Source organism: Gilliamella sp. Pas-s25 (genome assembly GCF_009795885.1).
GTDB lineage: Bacteria > Pseudomonadota > Gammaproteobacteria > Enterobacterales > Orbaceae > Gilliamella.
In genome coordinates, this window is the sequence record NZ_WTEV01000019.1 from 23,054 (window position 1) to 37,607 (window position 14,554).

The 14,554-nt window shown below is 35.6% G+C and carries 14 protein-coding genes and 1 pseudogene; 7 read left to right on the forward strand and 8 right to left on the reverse strand.

Annotation, left to right across the window (positions count from 1 at the left end):
* Positions 1 to 163: 163 nt before the first annotated feature.
* Positions 164 to 790 carry a TetR family transcriptional regulator gene (locus GQ593_RS09295; protein WP_202115442.1) on the reverse strand — a complete coding sequence of 209 codons (627 nt, stop codon included), beginning with the start codon at positions 788 to 790 and terminating at the stop codon, positions 164 to 166.
* A 467-nt stretch (positions 791 to 1,257) separates the two neighbouring features.
* On the opposite strand from GQ593_RS09295, the gene GQ593_RS09300 reads away from it, so the two are divergent.
* The 3 genes and pseudogenes from GQ593_RS09300 to GQ593_RS13845 form a co-directional block, all read left to right on the forward strand.
* Entirely contained in the window at positions 1,258 to 1,623 is a 366-nt protein-coding gene (locus GQ593_RS09300) for a hypothetical protein (RefSeq protein ID WP_160431775.1), read from the forward strand.
* A gap of 11 nt (positions 1,624 to 1,634) precedes the next feature.
* Positions 1,635 to 3,116 carry an MFS transporter gene (locus tag GQ593_RS09305; protein ID WP_160431776.1) on the forward strand — a complete coding sequence of 494 codons (1,482 nt, stop codon included), beginning with the start codon at positions 1,635 to 1,637 and terminating at the stop codon, positions 3,114 to 3,116.
* A gap of 58 nt (positions 3,117 to 3,174) precedes the next feature.
* Positions 3,175 to 3,350: pseudogene (locus GQ593_RS13845) on the forward strand (transposase); the annotation flags it as partial.
* 98 nt (positions 3,351 to 3,448) lie between these two features.
* Here the strand turns inward: GQ593_RS13845 and GQ593_RS14260 are convergent.
* Genes GQ593_RS14260 through trxB form a run of 4 tightly spaced genes read right to left on the reverse strand, consistent with a single transcriptional unit; the run spans position 3,449 to position 7,997 of the window.
* Positions 3,449 to 3,673, reverse strand: coding sequence for a DDE-type integrase/transposase/recombinase (locus tag GQ593_RS14260; RefSeq protein WP_160431802.1), 225 nt, complete (start codon positions 3,671 to 3,673; stop codon positions 3,449 to 3,451).
* Positions 3,674 to 3,687: 14 nt separating this feature from the next.
* Complete coding sequence (gene cydC / locus GQ593_RS09320) at positions 3,688 to 5,319, reverse strand: heme ABC transporter ATP-binding protein/permease CydC (protein WP_160431778.1); 1,632 nt, start codon at positions 5,317 to 5,319, stop codon at positions 3,688 to 3,690.
* A complete protein-coding gene (gene cydD / locus GQ593_RS09325) occupies positions 5,313 to 7,028 on the reverse strand; it encodes a heme ABC transporter permease/ATP-binding protein CydD (RefSeq protein ID WP_160431779.1) in 1,716 nt (571 codons plus the stop codon). The genes cydC and cydD overlap by 7 nt, the downstream gene beginning before the upstream one ends.
* Positions 7,029 to 7,043: 15 nt before the next feature.
* On the reverse strand, positions 7,044 to 7,997 hold the full coding sequence (gene trxB / locus GQ593_RS09330; RefSeq protein WP_160431780.1) for a thioredoxin-disulfide reductase: 954 nt from the start codon (positions 7,995 to 7,997) through the stop codon (positions 7,044 to 7,046).
* Between the two features lie 342 nt (positions 7,998 to 8,339).
* Here trxB and GQ593_RS09335 point away from each other — a divergent pair, with 342 nt between their 5' ends.
* On the forward strand, positions 8,340 to 8,525 hold the full coding sequence (locus GQ593_RS09335; RefSeq protein WP_065585956.1) for a hypothetical protein: 186 nt from the start codon (positions 8,340 to 8,342) through the stop codon (positions 8,523 to 8,525).
* 77 nt (positions 8,526 to 8,602) lie between these two features.
* On the opposite strand, the gene GQ593_RS09340 is transcribed toward GQ593_RS09335, so the two are convergent.
* Together GQ593_RS09340 and GQ593_RS09345 are read right to left on the reverse strand one after the other, a co-directional pair.
* A complete protein-coding gene (locus GQ593_RS09340; protein WP_160431781.1) occupies positions 8,603 to 9,265 on the reverse strand; it encodes an NAD(P)H-dependent oxidoreductase in 663 nt (220 codons plus the stop codon).
* 8 nt (positions 9,266 to 9,273) lie between these two features.
* Complete coding sequence (locus tag GQ593_RS09345) at positions 9,274 to 10,536, reverse strand: AmpG family muropeptide MFS transporter (RefSeq protein WP_160431782.1); 1,263 nt, start codon at positions 10,534 to 10,536, stop codon at positions 9,274 to 9,276.
* Positions 10,537 to 10,818: 282 nt separating this feature from the next.
* Between GQ593_RS09345 and GQ593_RS09350 the strand changes: the two genes are divergently transcribed.
* Positions 10,819 to 11,808, forward strand: a complete 990-nt coding sequence (locus GQ593_RS09350; protein WP_160431803.1) for a 2-hydroxyacid dehydrogenase — start codon at positions 10,819 to 10,821, stop codon at positions 11,806 to 11,808.
* Positions 11,809 to 11,864: 56 nt separating this feature from the next.
* On the forward strand, positions 11,865 to 12,938 hold the full coding sequence (gene mltB / locus GQ593_RS09355) for a lytic murein transglycosylase B (protein ID WP_160431783.1): 1,074 nt from the start codon (positions 11,865 to 11,867) through the stop codon (positions 12,936 to 12,938).
* Between the two features lie 65 nt (positions 12,939 to 13,003).
* Here mltB and GQ593_RS09360 read toward each other — a convergent pair whose 3' ends face one another.
* A complete protein-coding gene (locus GQ593_RS09360) occupies positions 13,004 to 13,810 on the reverse strand; it encodes a sulfite exporter TauE/SafE family protein (RefSeq protein ID WP_160431784.1) in 807 nt (268 codons plus the stop codon).
* A gap of 300 nt (positions 13,811 to 14,110) precedes the next feature.
* Between GQ593_RS09360 and GQ593_RS09365 the strand changes: the two genes are divergently transcribed.
* Positions 14,111 to 14,530: an OsmC family protein gene (locus GQ593_RS09365; protein WP_160431785.1), complete on the forward strand. Its 420-nt coding sequence runs from the start codon at positions 14,111 to 14,113 to the stop codon at positions 14,528 to 14,530.
* Positions 14,531 to 14,554: the final 24 nt, after the last annotated feature.

Sequence of the window (14,554 nt, forward strand, 5' to 3'; positions counted from 1 at the left end):
TCCATTGGTCAGCATTTACCTAGCTTATATTATGGAGAATTTTCTACTTTTTTGCTGTACTATTTTAGGGGATAGTTACAATAAAAGTTTCTTCAAATGCAGAAAAATTTGTATAGAGCTATTCATTTTCATGAATCGTAGTGGCAGTGCCTTCATTATTTATTTAATATATGCAGGGATAGTTCATTCCATTTTCTATAAGAACAAAGGTTTCATCTAATACATCATAAAATGGTGCAGAGTCCTTTTTATCTTTCCATATATCATAGGCAGCACTATATACAAACTCTAATAGAGTCGATAATATCATCGGTCTCATATCATGCAAATGGTTTACCCCTAATTTTTTTGCAATTAATTCGGTAAGGAGTTGTTTTTTGGATTGTAATATTTCATTATTTTTTGCACGAATCGACGGATGATTCCGAATTAGATCTCTTAGTGTTTTAAATCTATTTGGATCTATTCCGTAAGCTCCCTCTTCACAGCATTTGGTTACATTTACCGATGATTTTCGTAATGCAAGTAATATGGATTCAGTTGCGGGTCTAAACTCCAAAGATGTGATAATTTCATCATATTCGACTAGCTGATAATCTAGAACCACATCCTCTTTACAGGAAAAATAACGAAAAAACGTCCTAGATGATACATCAGCAAGATCTGCGATATCATTTATGGTGGTATTATCAAATCCTTTTTGTACAAATAACTTGAATGCGGCTTCAACTAGCTCTTCTCGCATTTTTATTTTTTTTCTTTCTCGAAGAGAGTCGTTTGTTTTTATCACGTATTAATGCTCCACTAAAATTTAAATTGAGTACTTCATTCTTATATGTCATACCTTTTAGTTACAGACTCTAACAGTATAAAGCTATATTAGATATGTAAGAAAATCTAAGTATTTTACTAATTATTCTTGTCAAGCAGCAATACTTTTCATATACTCAACGCGTCACTTGATGACAAATTACATAAATAGACAATTGTCACTTAGTGATAGATTTCACAAAATGCCACTTTAATTGTAATTATCTTACTTGTATGGCTTTATGTATAACAATTTGGGTTTTTAACATAATTAAAAGGACCGTTGATATGGAATATATACCATTTAAAATTAATTACTCATTCCCCAAAAAAGATGAGTTATTCTCAAATATACCAAATTGGAAAATTGATTGCTCTCGAGCAGTATTATTAATTCATGATATGCAACATTTTTTCTAAATTTTTTTGAAAATGAAACTAAATAATATGAACGAGAATTTAGAATCAATTCTTTCAGATCATCGCACTCCATTTGCTATTGTTTATAGACCGAAATTAGACAACAACACAGTCGACGTATTTACTGGCAATTTTGCAACTTACGACACACTTGACGATATTTCGTTTGATTCTTTCAATTATAAACAAAATAAACTACATGATGTATTAGCATTAATCCCATTTAAACAAATTAAAGAGATCGGAGCTAGTTTTGTTTTAAAGAGAACATATTTCGCTACTATCAAAGACTATAGTATCAAAAAAGCTCTATCTATATTTAAAAAAAGCTTACTCAATATTCTTATTGATAATCAAGAATTAACTTTTACAAAAAATACTTTATCAGCTTAGGATAATTAATTATGACAGAAAAAAATCAAGATAGTTCAAGTGTTAACTCGAAAGCAGATAAAAAAGCATGGTTTGGGTTAATAACTATATTAGCGTTAGTACTTTTGGTTTCAATGGATGGTTCTGTACTATATTTGGCTATGCCAAAGATTACATCTTCAATTTTACCTACAGCCGATCAGTCATTATGGATATTAGATATTTATGGATTTATTGTTGGCTCTTTATTAGTCGTATTTGGAAACATAGGAGATCATTATGGAAGACTACGATTAATTATATTTGGCTCAATAACTTTTGGTGTTGGTTCAATTTGTGCAGCATTTTCATCAAGTCCAGAAATGTTAATTATTAGTCGAGCGATTATGGGGCTAGGAGGAGCTACATTACTGCCATCAGGGCTTGCTATTCTAAGTAACTTATTTTTGAACCCAAAGCAGCTTGCACAAGCAATTGGAATATTTGCTGCTACATTTGCTGGGGGATTTGCCATTGGACCAATAATAGGTGGACTTCTTCTAAGTAAATTTGACTGGGGAGTTGTATTTTTTATTAATATCCCAGTAATTATTTTATTTTTGATCTTTTCTCCTATTTTTCTAAAAGAAGTTAAGCAAGTAAACTATGGAAAGATAGACATATTAAGTTTAGTTTTATCATTTGCAGGAATTTTATTATTCACTTATTCCATAAAAAACGCCGCAGCCTATGGTATATCTACTTTACAAATCACAATTGGTTTGATTGGTATCATAAGTTTAATTTGGTTTGTCAGAAGACAAAATCATATTAAATATCCACTGTTGAATGTATCTTTATTTAAAGATCGTGTTTTTTCAATCGCGATTGCTACAGGATTATTATCCTTGGTCGTATGGTCTGCTTCGGGCTATTTAACGGGTATTTATCTTCAATCTGTTCTAGGATTTGACGTTTTTACAGCTGCATTATTTGCTCTACCTGGTGCGTTTGTATTAATCATTACTTGTATCGTAACAAATAAAATAGCTGATCGTATTGGTAAAAAGAGTTCTCTAGTCATGACTCATTTTTTCCTTAGCTTGGGAGTAGCTATTCTATTGTTTGCAAATACAGAACACGGAGTTATTGCAGTAATAATTTCATCTATTATAGCTGGTGTTGGATATGGACTATCTTTTAGCCTAGTCGCAGAGATAGCTATTTCAGCAGTACCTCCTGCTAACGCCGGAGCAGCAGCTTCATTAGCAGAAACAAGTAACGAAATAGGAAATGCATTGGGAATTACTATCTTGGGTTCTTTAGCTGCATTTTACTTTAGGATTGCTGGGCCAAATATTGCTGGAACATTAAATGAAACTCTTGATTATCCGAATTTATCGATTGAACTAATCAATCAGGCAAAGTTTGCTTTTGTTGATGGAATGCACATTGCAATCCTAGCAGCAAGTATATTAACTTTAATTGTCTGCATTTTAGCAATTTGCTGGATTCCTAAATCAATTTCTAAATAAATTTACGAGAGTTATTATGCGTTATCTCATGCACCCTTTCTATCAGCGAACTTGCAACCACCTAGGAGTAGGCAAATCAACCCTAGATAAGTGGATTAGGCAACTAGATCCTAATAAAACCAGCTGTCGCAAGTTAACGGCTGAGCAACAGCGGATTATGGCGTTAGAAAAAGAAATGAAAGAACTGAAAATGGCTAATGACATACTAAAAAGGCGCATGTGTACTTCATCAACAATCCAAGTTGGTGAAGTACGCCTATATGAAAAATCTTCTAACAGCCTAATCCCATTACCAAGATATGTCCGTTGTTTGGAGTCAGTACATCAGGTTATTATACTTGGCTAAAACTACTGGGCTCAATATAATCAAGGGTGATACTGTGTGATTTTGCCCAGTTGGAAAAAACGCCTCCAGTAAATTCAGGTCCATTATCGACCCGTATTTTTAAAGGATAACCATGATATTCAGCTAGCAAGTCCAGATAAAGAGTGATTTTAACCACAGGTGAACTGAACGTAATATCAATACCTAATACTTCTCGGTTAAAGTCATCAATAACGTTGAATGTTCTTAAAGTGAAATAATCCGATCGAACAGCGGATTATCTGTCAAACGATGCGTAACCATGATTAGTGTTTTATTTTTGCAAGTTTGTTTGATCAATCGAATAATTTGTTGTTCTGTTTGTTGATCAAGGCTTTCTGTGGGTTCATCCATTAAAATTAACGGTGAATTATGCAGTAGTGCCCTTGCTATGCCAATTCGGCGAATTTCACCGCCCGATAAAGCGCGACCACCTTGTCCAACTAACAAGTCTAAACCTTGCTCGGTGGTGATTAATTTGTCGAGTTCAACTTGGTGTAATACGTCGATTAGCTGTTGCTCGGTTGCTTGTTGATTGCCTATTAGCAAGTTTTGTCTTAAGGTGTCACTAAAGATAGTGATCACTTGAGGCACCATGGCGATAGCTTGCCGTAGTGTTTTTTCGTCAAGTTGATTAAGTTCAATACCGTTGATATAGATATGACCTGAGTTAGGTTCCCATGTGCGATTAACCAGACTTAATAAGGTCGATTTACCGCAACCTGTTTTACCAACCACAGCAATATGTTCACCTTGTTCTATTGTCAACGAAAAATCTGTTAATACTGCAAAAGGTTGATTGGGATAGCTGAAATTAATTTGCTCAAATTGTAATTTTGCCGAATTTAAATCTATCACTTTGCCTTTAGTAACAAATTGAATATCGGGTGTTTGATTAAAAATAGCTGTTGTGCGTGTGGCAGAAGTGAGTACTTGCCCTAAAAATATAAATGCACTAGGAATTGGCATGAGTATTTCGGCACTTGCAAGACTAACAAATACAAATAAAGCCACTAGAGGAGATAGGGTGTATTGGGTAATTAGCCACAGAACCAGCAATGTTAAAAAGCCTGCAATGAGCAAGACCAATGCACTTGATAGTGCCATTAATGTCGATTGCCTCTGTTGATTATAAAGCCAATTTGATTCAAGTTCATCAAGTTTCGCGCGATAGCGTGGTTGTGCATTAAATAAGATAAGTTCAGCTTGTCCTTGTAGGTAATTAATTAATAATAATCGGTATTCACTTTGTTGTTTAGCCAGTGTTTTACCTAGCTGTTTTCCAGCTTGATAAAAGATAACAGGTACCACAAGTAAGGTGGTTGTAAGGATAATGGTAATGATTAACGCAATGGGTAAGTTTATACTTGCTAACCCTACAAATAAAAAGCCAATGGTAACTAATGCGGTTACAATGGGCGAAAAGAGTTTTAGGTATAAGTGATCAAGTGCATCAATATCGACAATAAAGCGATTAAGCAAGTCTGCTCGTTGGTAATGAGCTAATTGCTGGGTACTTAGTGGTAAAATTTTACGAAAAGCAAGTGTTCTTAAGTAAGCTAAAATCTTAAATGTGGTATTGTGATCCACCAAACGCTCCATATAACGTGAAGCGGTTCGAGTAATGGCTGCCGCTCGCACACCTGCCGCAGGCAACATATAATTAAATGTATATAAACCAGCAACGCCAACAAAAGCGGTAGAGGCTAAAAACCAACCTGATAGGGATAATAAAAATACGCTAGCAAGCAGTGTTAGGATCGATAGCGATAAGCCAAATAAAATTTGCCAAAAATAGTGTTTATAAAGGGCTATATAGGGGCGCAATATGGCTAGCATAAATTCTCCTTAATATCACAATGTAGCTTGCCATTAGCCAATTGCCAGATCTGTGCAAAATTTTGCATATCATCTGTTTGATGAGTAATGGTGATGCTATTGGGCGCTATATGTTGCTTATCCAAATTTTGTACCGTTTGTTTATCTAAGCTCGCAGTTGGTTCATCAAGAATTAGTAATTGGCAAGGTTTAAGCATTGCTCTTGCTAAAGCGATCCGCTGTGCTTGCCCAACCGACAAACGTACTGCATCTTCACCAACTTGGGTTTCAAGACCCTGTGGTAATTTTGCAATAACATCGGTTAATTGGGTTTTGGTTATCACTTCATCAAGTTCTTTTTCAGTGGCATTTTGCTTGCCGAGTAAAATATTATCGCGAATAGAGCTATTTAACAGATAAGGATTTTGACCAATCCAGCTAACGTGTTGTTGCCAGTCATTAATATCTAATTGAGCAAATTCAATACCATTAATTTTTAGTGAGCCTTGATAAGGTAAAAAGCCAAGTAGTACTTGTATTAACGAGGTTTTACCTTCGCCACTTGTACCTATTAAAGCCAATTTAAATGGTGCTTGCAGGCTAAACGATAGCGGACCGACAATCGGTTGTTGTTCGCTAGATAAAACAATTAAATTATTGGCTTCAATAGTTTGTAATGGTTCAGTCAATTTGGTGTTTGCAATATTAGCGTTGGATTGTTCTTGCGGTATTTTTTTACTTAAAAACGTTTCGATATTATCAGCCGCTGCAATTGCTTCGGCTTTGGCATGATAGTAAGTGCCTAAATCGCGTAATGGTTGAAAATACTCAGGGGCTAATATTAGCGCAAAAAAACCAGCAAATAAGGTGACTGTGCCATTGTATGCGCCAAAATTAAATTCGCCTAAATACGAAAAGCCAAAATAAACGGCCACAATGGCGATTGAAATAGAAGTAAAAAACTCCAATACCGCTGAAGATAAAAAAGCTATTTTGAGTACTTGCATGGTTTTAACACGAAACTCTTCAGAGGCGCGAACTATTTCATTGGTCTGCTTTTCGCCTTGGTTAAATAGTCGAATGGTATTGAGTCCTTTTAAACGATCTAAAAAGTGACCGCTTAAATAAGCGAGAGCTTTAAAATGACGGCGGTTGATATCAGCAGCCCCCATACCGACTAAAATCATAAAGATAGGAATCAGAGGTGCTGTGCACAGCAAAATTGCAGCAGCAGCCCAGTTAAATGGGAAAATAGCAATACAGATTAAAATCGGGGCCATGCTTGCCAAGCGCATTTGGGGTAGATAACGGGCAAAAAAGTCATGCAATTTATCAACTTGTTCAATGAGCAACGTGCTCCATGCACCGATCGTGCTTTGATTTAGATAAGCAGGCCCATGTAGCTCAAGTTGATCAATTACATGCTGCCGAATTTGCTGCCGAACTTTTTTGCCTATAGCAAAGTTGATCTTTTCGCGTAGATAGATTAAACCCGCTCGACCGAGTAGTACCGCAATTAATGCACCAAAAAAGGGCAAAATATCCACAAAATGTTGTTGTTCAATAATGATTCTTTGCAAAATTATTGCAAGCAATCCCGCTTGGATAATGATTAATACCGTTAAAATAAAGCCAGTTAAAATTGAAGCTCGCAAATTAGCCTTATGCCTTTTGGCATGCTGTTTTAACCAGCCAAGTAGATAGGTCTGGCGTTTTTTATCTAATGACATAAAGATTTTTACTGCTTATTTTAAGTTATCCAAATAGTGTTCAGCATCTAAAGCTGCCATACAGCCCGTACCGGCTGACGTGATTGCTTGACGATAGATATGATCCATCACATCACCAGCAGCAAAAATTCCCTCGACACTGGTTTGAGTGGCGTTGCCTTGTGTGCCTGATTGTACTTTTATATAGCCCCCATTTAGTTCAAGTTGACCTTCAAATATGGTGGTATTTGGTTTGTGACCAATTGCGATAAATACGCCTAAAACCGATAATTGTTCGGTTATATTGGGATCTTGTGTACTGCGGATCCTAACGCCAGTCACGCCCATATTATCGCCTAGTACTTCGTCGATAATGCGATGCGTATGTAAAATAACTTTACCTTCCTTAATTTTTTGATCCAAGCGATCCATTAATATTTTTTCAGCTCTAAAGCTATCTCGACGGTGAATTAAATGGACTTCGCTAGCTATATTGGCTAAATACAGCGTTTCTTCAACCGCAGTATTACCACCACCCACTACGGCAACTTTTTGATTGCGATAGAAAAAACCATCGCAGGTTGCACACGCAGATACGCCTTTGCTTTTGAATGCTTCTTCTGACGGTAAACCAAGGTATTGTGCTGATGCGCCAGTTGCAATAATAAGGGCATCACAACTATATTCAGTCTCACTACCAAAAAGTTTATAAGGCTTAGAACGAAAATCAACGCGATCGATCTGATCTAAAATAATTTCAGTATTAAATCTTTCGGCATGTTCTTTCATTTTGACCATTAATTCTGGTCCGGTTAAATCAGGTGCACCTGCTGGCCAGTTTTCAAGATCCGTTGTTGTTGTCAGTTGTCCACCTTGTTGCATTCCAGTAATTAACACAGGCGAAAGGTTAGCGCGTGCGGCATAAACAGCTGCGGTATAACCTGCTGGACCAGAACCGAGTATTAATAAACGTGCATGTTTGGTTTTCATTTTAAATCCTTATTTATTTTAAATTTTGGCAACTTTAGACAAAAATAGCGCAATTTATGGCAGTAAGTCTAACATTATCAATCTTTATCGTGCAAAAAAATTGGTTATTGTAGCAATAGGTAATGGCAATATACTTTATTAAGGTTAAATAATCGGGTTATCTTTTCCTTTTCATTTATTTTAAAATTAGTTGTGTTTTTTAAAACGATATTGGTTTTTGTTTTTGCTTTGTAGCGTATAAAATACGTTCCTTTCTTATTCTTAAATTCCTTTTTCTATTATCTGATAATGTATTTTTGCTTATCGATTTATTTGACATCCTAACAAAGCGGGGGAGATGCTATGAATAATCCTTCAAAAGAAAGTGTAGAAGCAGTACTTACAAAAATTAATTGGGCGCAAGAGATTTTAAATTCGGTACAACAAAATGTCAGCGATCCTCAGATTGGTAATATTTTATCTGGAATTGCTTTTATTATGGACTCAGCTTCTGCTGATGCCGAAGCGCTCTATCAATCAATTGAATAATAACTTGGCCTGTTTTTTATTTATATCCACCTTCATTCGCCATGTGGCGATTGAAGGTAGCAAATTGTTAAATTTGTTTAGTGATTATCAGTGAGATATGTCGTTAAATCAGCAAGTGGCCAACGTATATGCGCTACTGGTTCATTGATTCGATAACCAAAAGCTAAACAAAGCCCTACCCCAAATGATTCTTCACCAATTTGTGGAATATGTTTTTCTAGTATTTTTATCACTTTATCGTGATCGAATCCACCAATAGCACATGAATCAATACCGCGAAATGCCGCTGCAGTCATCATATTGGCACAAGCGATGTAGTCTTGCATTTCTGACCAGTGATTGATAGTTAACCCATCAGCAAGCCCCTGTTCGCAAAAATTGATAAATGCTTGGCAGGCAATATCAATAGACGTTTGATTATTTGGATCGGGTAAAGTGCGCGCAATTGCTCGTCGTAAATAATCGCTCTGTAATGCAAAATTATTCGCTTTTCGATAAAGCACAATCACAAAATGTGAACAACTGGTAACTTGTTCTTGATTGTAGCAAACATTACGTAATTCTGCTTTTATTTTGCTACTGTCAACAACCACAAAATGCCATGGCTCCATGCCAAATGATGAAGGAGATTGCCGACCTGCTTCTAAAATGTATTGAATATCATCATTTGTAATTTTTTTTGTATCATCAAATTTTTTACATGCATGTCTAAAGTCGAATGCTTGGGTTAACTTATCCATATTTTCTCCTAAGATTTGATATTCCATGGGGCAACTTTAAATAATAATAGCATACCTGGAATAGCAAGAATCGTACATAAACTAAAAAATGTTGTCCATCCCAAATATTCAACCATAATACCTGTTGTAGCATTAATTAATGTTCTTGGGACAGATGCAATACTTGTAAATAAAGCAAATTGGGTTGCGGTATAAAGGGGATTGGTTGTTTTTGCAATAAACGCAACAAAAGCGGCTGAGCCAAGACCAACGCCAAGTGATTCAAAACCAATTACTATGGCTAATAACGTTTTTTGGGATGTCCCAATGACAGTAAAAGGGCCTTCTATTGAAAGCCAAGCAAAACCTAAAATTGAAATAACTTGTACAATGCCAAAATACCATAGTGCGCGGTTTATGCCTATTTTGATCATCAAAATCCCCCCCATTAATGCACCAAATACGCTTGGCCATAACGAGGCGTTTTTAGCAATCCAACCAATGTCCGGCCGGCTATAACCCATTTGCAAATAAAAAGGCGTGGCTAAAGAGGTTGCCATACTATCGCCTAATTTATATAAAAAAATAAATGCTAAAATTAATATGGCTGTTTTAAGTCCATTTCGAGTAATAAATTCATTAAATGGTTTAATGATGATATCTTCAATATGGTGCTTTTTGGGTGATAGGTTAATTGGTTCTTTTACTAGTAGAGTCATAATAATAGCAGGTAACATAAATAGTGCGGTCACTATAAAAACACTATTCCACGGTAGGGTATTTGATAATATCAGTGATAATGATCCCGGTACTAAACCTGCAACGCGATAGGCGTTAGTGTGAATGCTATTACCAAGTCCTAATTCTTTATCAAGCAATAATTCCCGTCTAAATGCATCAAGAGCGACATCTTGCGTGGCTGAAAATAGCGCAATAATGAAGCAAATGGCAGCGATTAACCAAATATTTAACGAGGGAGAAAAAAATCCCAATATCGCAATTGAAAATATGAGTATAACCTGAGAAACCAACATCCAACCACGTCGCCTCCCTAAATTAAAAAGCGAAATGTTATCCATAAAGGGAGACCAGATAAATTTCAAAATATAGGGCGTTTGTGTTAATGAAAAAGCACCAATCGTTTTGATATTTACACCATCACTTTCTAACCAAGCAGGTAATAGTTGTAATAATAAATAAAAAGGCAGCCCAGAGGCGAACCCGGTAAAAATACAGATTAGCATTTTAGTAGTAAAAATCGTTTTTAAAAGTGAATTTTGCACATTATTCATTATTTAACTTTATTGGTTAGTTTTTTAGCAAAGTGTTATCATACCATACAACATATTAAAAATAATTCTGCAAGCTAATATAAACCGTTTATCTACAGTCATATTTTCAACATAAGAAAAGTTATATTGCAAATATGTTAAAAGCTAAAAATTTATTATTTTAGTTAGGCTTTGTTAAAAAGTTTCAGGAAACTATGTGTTTCAGTATAAAATTAACGCCAATAACCAGTTAAAAAATTAACTAATTACCATTAAGAGGGGTTCAGTAGGATGAAAAGTTCAATTAAAGTTGCTGTTTTTAGCAGTAAGCATTACGACAAAGAACATTTAGACATCGCGAATAAAAAATTTGGTTTTGATATCGAATATTATGAGCATAAATTAAGTCATAAAACAGTTGTTACTGCCCAAGGGTATAATGCGGTTTGTGCATTTGTTAATGATGAAGTAGATAAAAAAGTGCTACAAAAATTAGCAGGCTATGGCATTAAAATTTTAGCACTTCGCTGCGCTGGGTTTGATAATGTTGATTTAGCCGAAGCTGAAAAATTGGGCATTACTGTTGTTCGTGTCCCTGCTTATTCGCCTGAAGCTGTTGCTGAACATGCAGTGGCTTTGATGATGACGCTAAATAGAAGGACGCATAAGGCCTATCAGCGCACTCGTGATGCTAATTTTTCGTTAGAGGGATTAACTGGATTTAATATGCATAATCGTATCGCTGGTGTTATTGGTACTGGCAAAATTGGTCAAGCAGTTATTCGTATCTTGAAAGGTTTTGGTATGCATATCCTTGCTTACGATCCTTATCCTACAGATATTGCAGTTGAGTTAGGAGCTCAATATGTTGAGCTAGATGAGTTATATGCAAAATCAGATGTTATTACGTTACATTGCCCAATGACGCCTGAAAATTATCACTTACTGAATAAAGAGTCTTTCCAAAAGATGAAAGACGGTGTGATGATTATCAATACCAGCCGAGGGGCATTACTTGACGCAACAGCGGCTATTGATGCATTAAAACAATCAAAAATAGGCGCTTTGGGGATGGATGTTTATGAAAATGAGCGTGATCTATTCTTTGAAGACAAATCTAACGATGTTATTTTAGATGATGTATTCCGTCGTTTGTCTTCTTGTCATAATGTTATTTTTACTGGTCATCAAGCGTTTTTAACACAGGAAGCATTATTGAATATTTCTGATACCACTTTAAACAATATTAAGCAGGTTGCGGAAGGTCAATCATGTCCAAATATTGTTAAATAACAAGAAATATCTTATGATGTTGTCGATTTTTTAATTACTTAAGATATGGATTTTTTATGCAGCGTATTATCATTTTTATTAGCATAATTTTATTGCTTGCAGCTTGTAGTAGTCGTAGATCTTCAACATCACCCATGAAAGAACACCGCGGACATACCAATGTTAAAGGTGGTGTTTATCTTGAAAAAGATCACAATCAATCTAAAATCGCCAGTCCTCCGTTAGCGGTAGATAAAGAAAAATTTATCGATAGAATGGCCAGTAAACATGGTTTTAATCGTCAACAGCTTCGCAATGTGCTTGCGCAAACCAATAAACTTGATTGGGTTATTAATTTAATGGATAAACAAGCACCAAAAGCCGGCTCATCAACGATGCCGAATGGCGCTTGGATTCGATATAAAAATAAATTTATTACACCGAGCAATCTTCCTCGTGGGGTCGATTTTTGGAACCAATACGAAAAAGAATTACAACGTGCTTATAATGAATATGGTGTACCGCCAGAAATTATTGTAGGCATTATTGGTGTTGAAACAGGCTGGGGTAGGGTAATGGGTAAAACTAAAGTGATTGATGCTCTGTCGACACTTGCCTTTGACTATCCAAGACGGGCGCAATATTTTTCTAACGAATTAGAAGATTTTTTAGTTATGTGTCTTGATGAAGGTGTAGATCCATTTGATTTAAATGGATCGTTTGCTGGGGCAATGGGATATGGTCAATTTATGCCGTCGGCATTTAGACGTCACGCTGTTGATTTTAATCACGATGGGCATATTGATTTATGGGATCCGGTTGATGCCATTGGTAGTGTAGCTAACTACTTTAAATCATATGGTTGGCAACGTGGTAAAAAGGTGGCAGTAATGGCTGATGGTCAAGCTCTATCACTTGATACTGGTTTTAGCACTAAATACTCAATTGAAACACTAGCTAACGCTGGGTTAAAACCACAAAGTTCATTAGATGGGCATACTCAGGTGAGTCTATTGCGTCTGGATGTGGGCGATCGTTACCAATTCTGGTATGGATTACCGAACTTTTATACTATCACTCGTTATAACCATAGTTCGCATTATGCAATGGCTGTTTGGCAATTAGGACTGGCCGTTAAAGAGGCAAGATAGTCATTGATACTTGGTATCAAGATTTATGAGGTCACTTTTGTGGCCTTTTTTATATCCAACAATGTTTAAGACATGATTAATTTGATTGCAAGCAATAATAAAAATAGACCAAAAAATCTGATTAATTTTTTAATTGATAATTTCTGCGCAATTTGCACGCCCACTTTGGCCATGGGGATACTTGCTAGCATAATCACTAAGGCTGCAGGTAAATAAATAAAACCTAAACAGTAGTTTGGTAATTGTGGATTATTCCAACCGGCGATGATATAGCCAATGGCACCACCAATGGCAACTGGTACAGTGAAAGCGGCAGAGGTTCCAATGGCTTTACGCATATCAATCCCACATCGTTGCAAAAATGGCACAACTAAAACGCCGCCACCAACGCCTACAAGGGCAGAAAAAGTGCCAATGAAAATACCAGCAAATACAAAAATAGTATTACTTAAGGAAACTGTTTTACTAACCTGATTTTTTGAATTTCGCTCTGTCTGTAAAATAAATTTAAAACTCACATAGATAAGAAAAATAATAAATATCCATTTTAACCAATTACCCGGAATATAAGGTGTTATATACGAACCACCCAAAGTGCCAATGATGCAACCTAAAATCATTCTTTTAAGAATATCCCATTGAATATTATTGTTTTTATTATAAATGTAGCTTGAAGATAAACTCGTGCCAATGATGGTGGCTAATGATGTTGCAATAGCAATATGGTTAACCCAAGGATCGCCTTGCTTAAAGTAATTGAAGGTAAAAATTAAAGAAGGTACGATTAATGCGCCACCACCAACACCAAACATACCGGCCAATAATCCTGCAGCTGCGCCAATACTAAGAAAGATGACAAACTCAAAAATCATATTCAATCCTTAAAATAGTGGTAAAGAGAACAACTTGGCTATTTGTTCGTTAAATGAAAATTAAGGCTAGATAATTGATTCTAATTATATTTACAAAGATGTTTGTTGCAAATAATTTGGTTATTCTACCTGAGATACTTACAATAACCTAATGAATCTATTTACAAATAAATCAAAATTATTATCAAGTTTAATCACAAAGTAATAGGTCAAAAGATGACAGAATGCTTAAAAAAGCTTATGTTATTGCGTAAATTGTAATGAATGAAAAGTTTAAAGATAAATTGAAAGGAGCGAATAATGAAAGATCGTTTAAAGTGGATTGATGATTTTGGTTTTTTGGGCGAAACTGCAAGTGGGCATTCATTAGTGATGGATGGCGGTATTGAACATGGCGGTCGCAATCGTGGCGCTCGTCCTATGGAACTTTTGTTACATGGTGCAGCAGGTTGTATGGCTTACGATATTATCGCTATTTTAAAAAATAATAAAAAAGATGTTCGAGATCTTTGGATAGAGATTGATAAAACTCAAGCCGAATCTTCTCCTAAAGTTTATACATCAATTAATTTTCATATAGTGATTACTGGTATTAATGTCGATAGCGAGGCAGTTGAAAAAGCGGTGAAACTTGCTTCAGAAAAATATTGTAGTGCCTCTATCATGTTAGGTAAGACCGCAAAAATGTCGTATACCTATGAAGTGAGAGAGCATCACTAAATATCTTCTTATAACAAATAATTA

Coding starts and splice junctions, on each gene's coding strand:
- cydD (WP_160431779.1), bottom strand. CDS start 7,028: ATGTCATTAGATAAAAAACGCCAGACCTATCTACTTGGCTGGTTAAAA.
- GQ593_RS09360 (WP_160431784.1), bottom strand. CDS start 13,810: ATGATTTTTGAGTTTGTCATCTTTCTTAGTATTGGCGCAGCTGCAGGA.
- mltB (WP_160431783.1), top strand. CDS start 11,865: ATGCAGCGTATTATCATTTTTATTAGCATAATTTTATTGCTTGCAGCT.
- GQ593_RS09345 (WP_160431782.1), bottom strand. CDS start 10,536: ATGAATAATGTGCAAAATTCACTTTTAAAAACGATTTTTACTACTAAA.
- GQ593_RS09305 (WP_160431776.1), top strand. CDS start 1,635: ATGACAGAAAAAAATCAAGATAGTTCAAGTGTTAACTCGAAAGCAGAT.
- trxB (WP_160431780.1), bottom strand. CDS start 7,997: ATGAAAACCAAACATGCACGTTTATTAATACTCGGTTCTGGTCCAGCA.
- GQ593_RS09335 (WP_065585956.1), top strand. CDS start 8,340: ATGAATAATCCTTCAAAAGAAAGTGTAGAAGCAGTACTTACAAAAATT.
- GQ593_RS09340 (WP_160431781.1), bottom strand. CDS start 9,265: ATGGATAAGTTAACCCAAGCATTCGACTTTAGACATGCATGTAAAAAA.
- GQ593_RS09300 (WP_160431775.1), top strand. CDS start 1,258: ATGAACGAGAATTTAGAATCAATTCTTTCAGATCATCGCACTCCATTT.
- cydC (WP_160431778.1), bottom strand. CDS start 5,319: ATGCTAGCCATATTGCGCCCCTATATAGCCCTTTATAAACACTATTTT.
- GQ593_RS09365 (WP_160431785.1), top strand. CDS start 14,111: ATGAAAGATCGTTTAAAGTGGATTGATGATTTTGGTTTTTTGGGCGAA.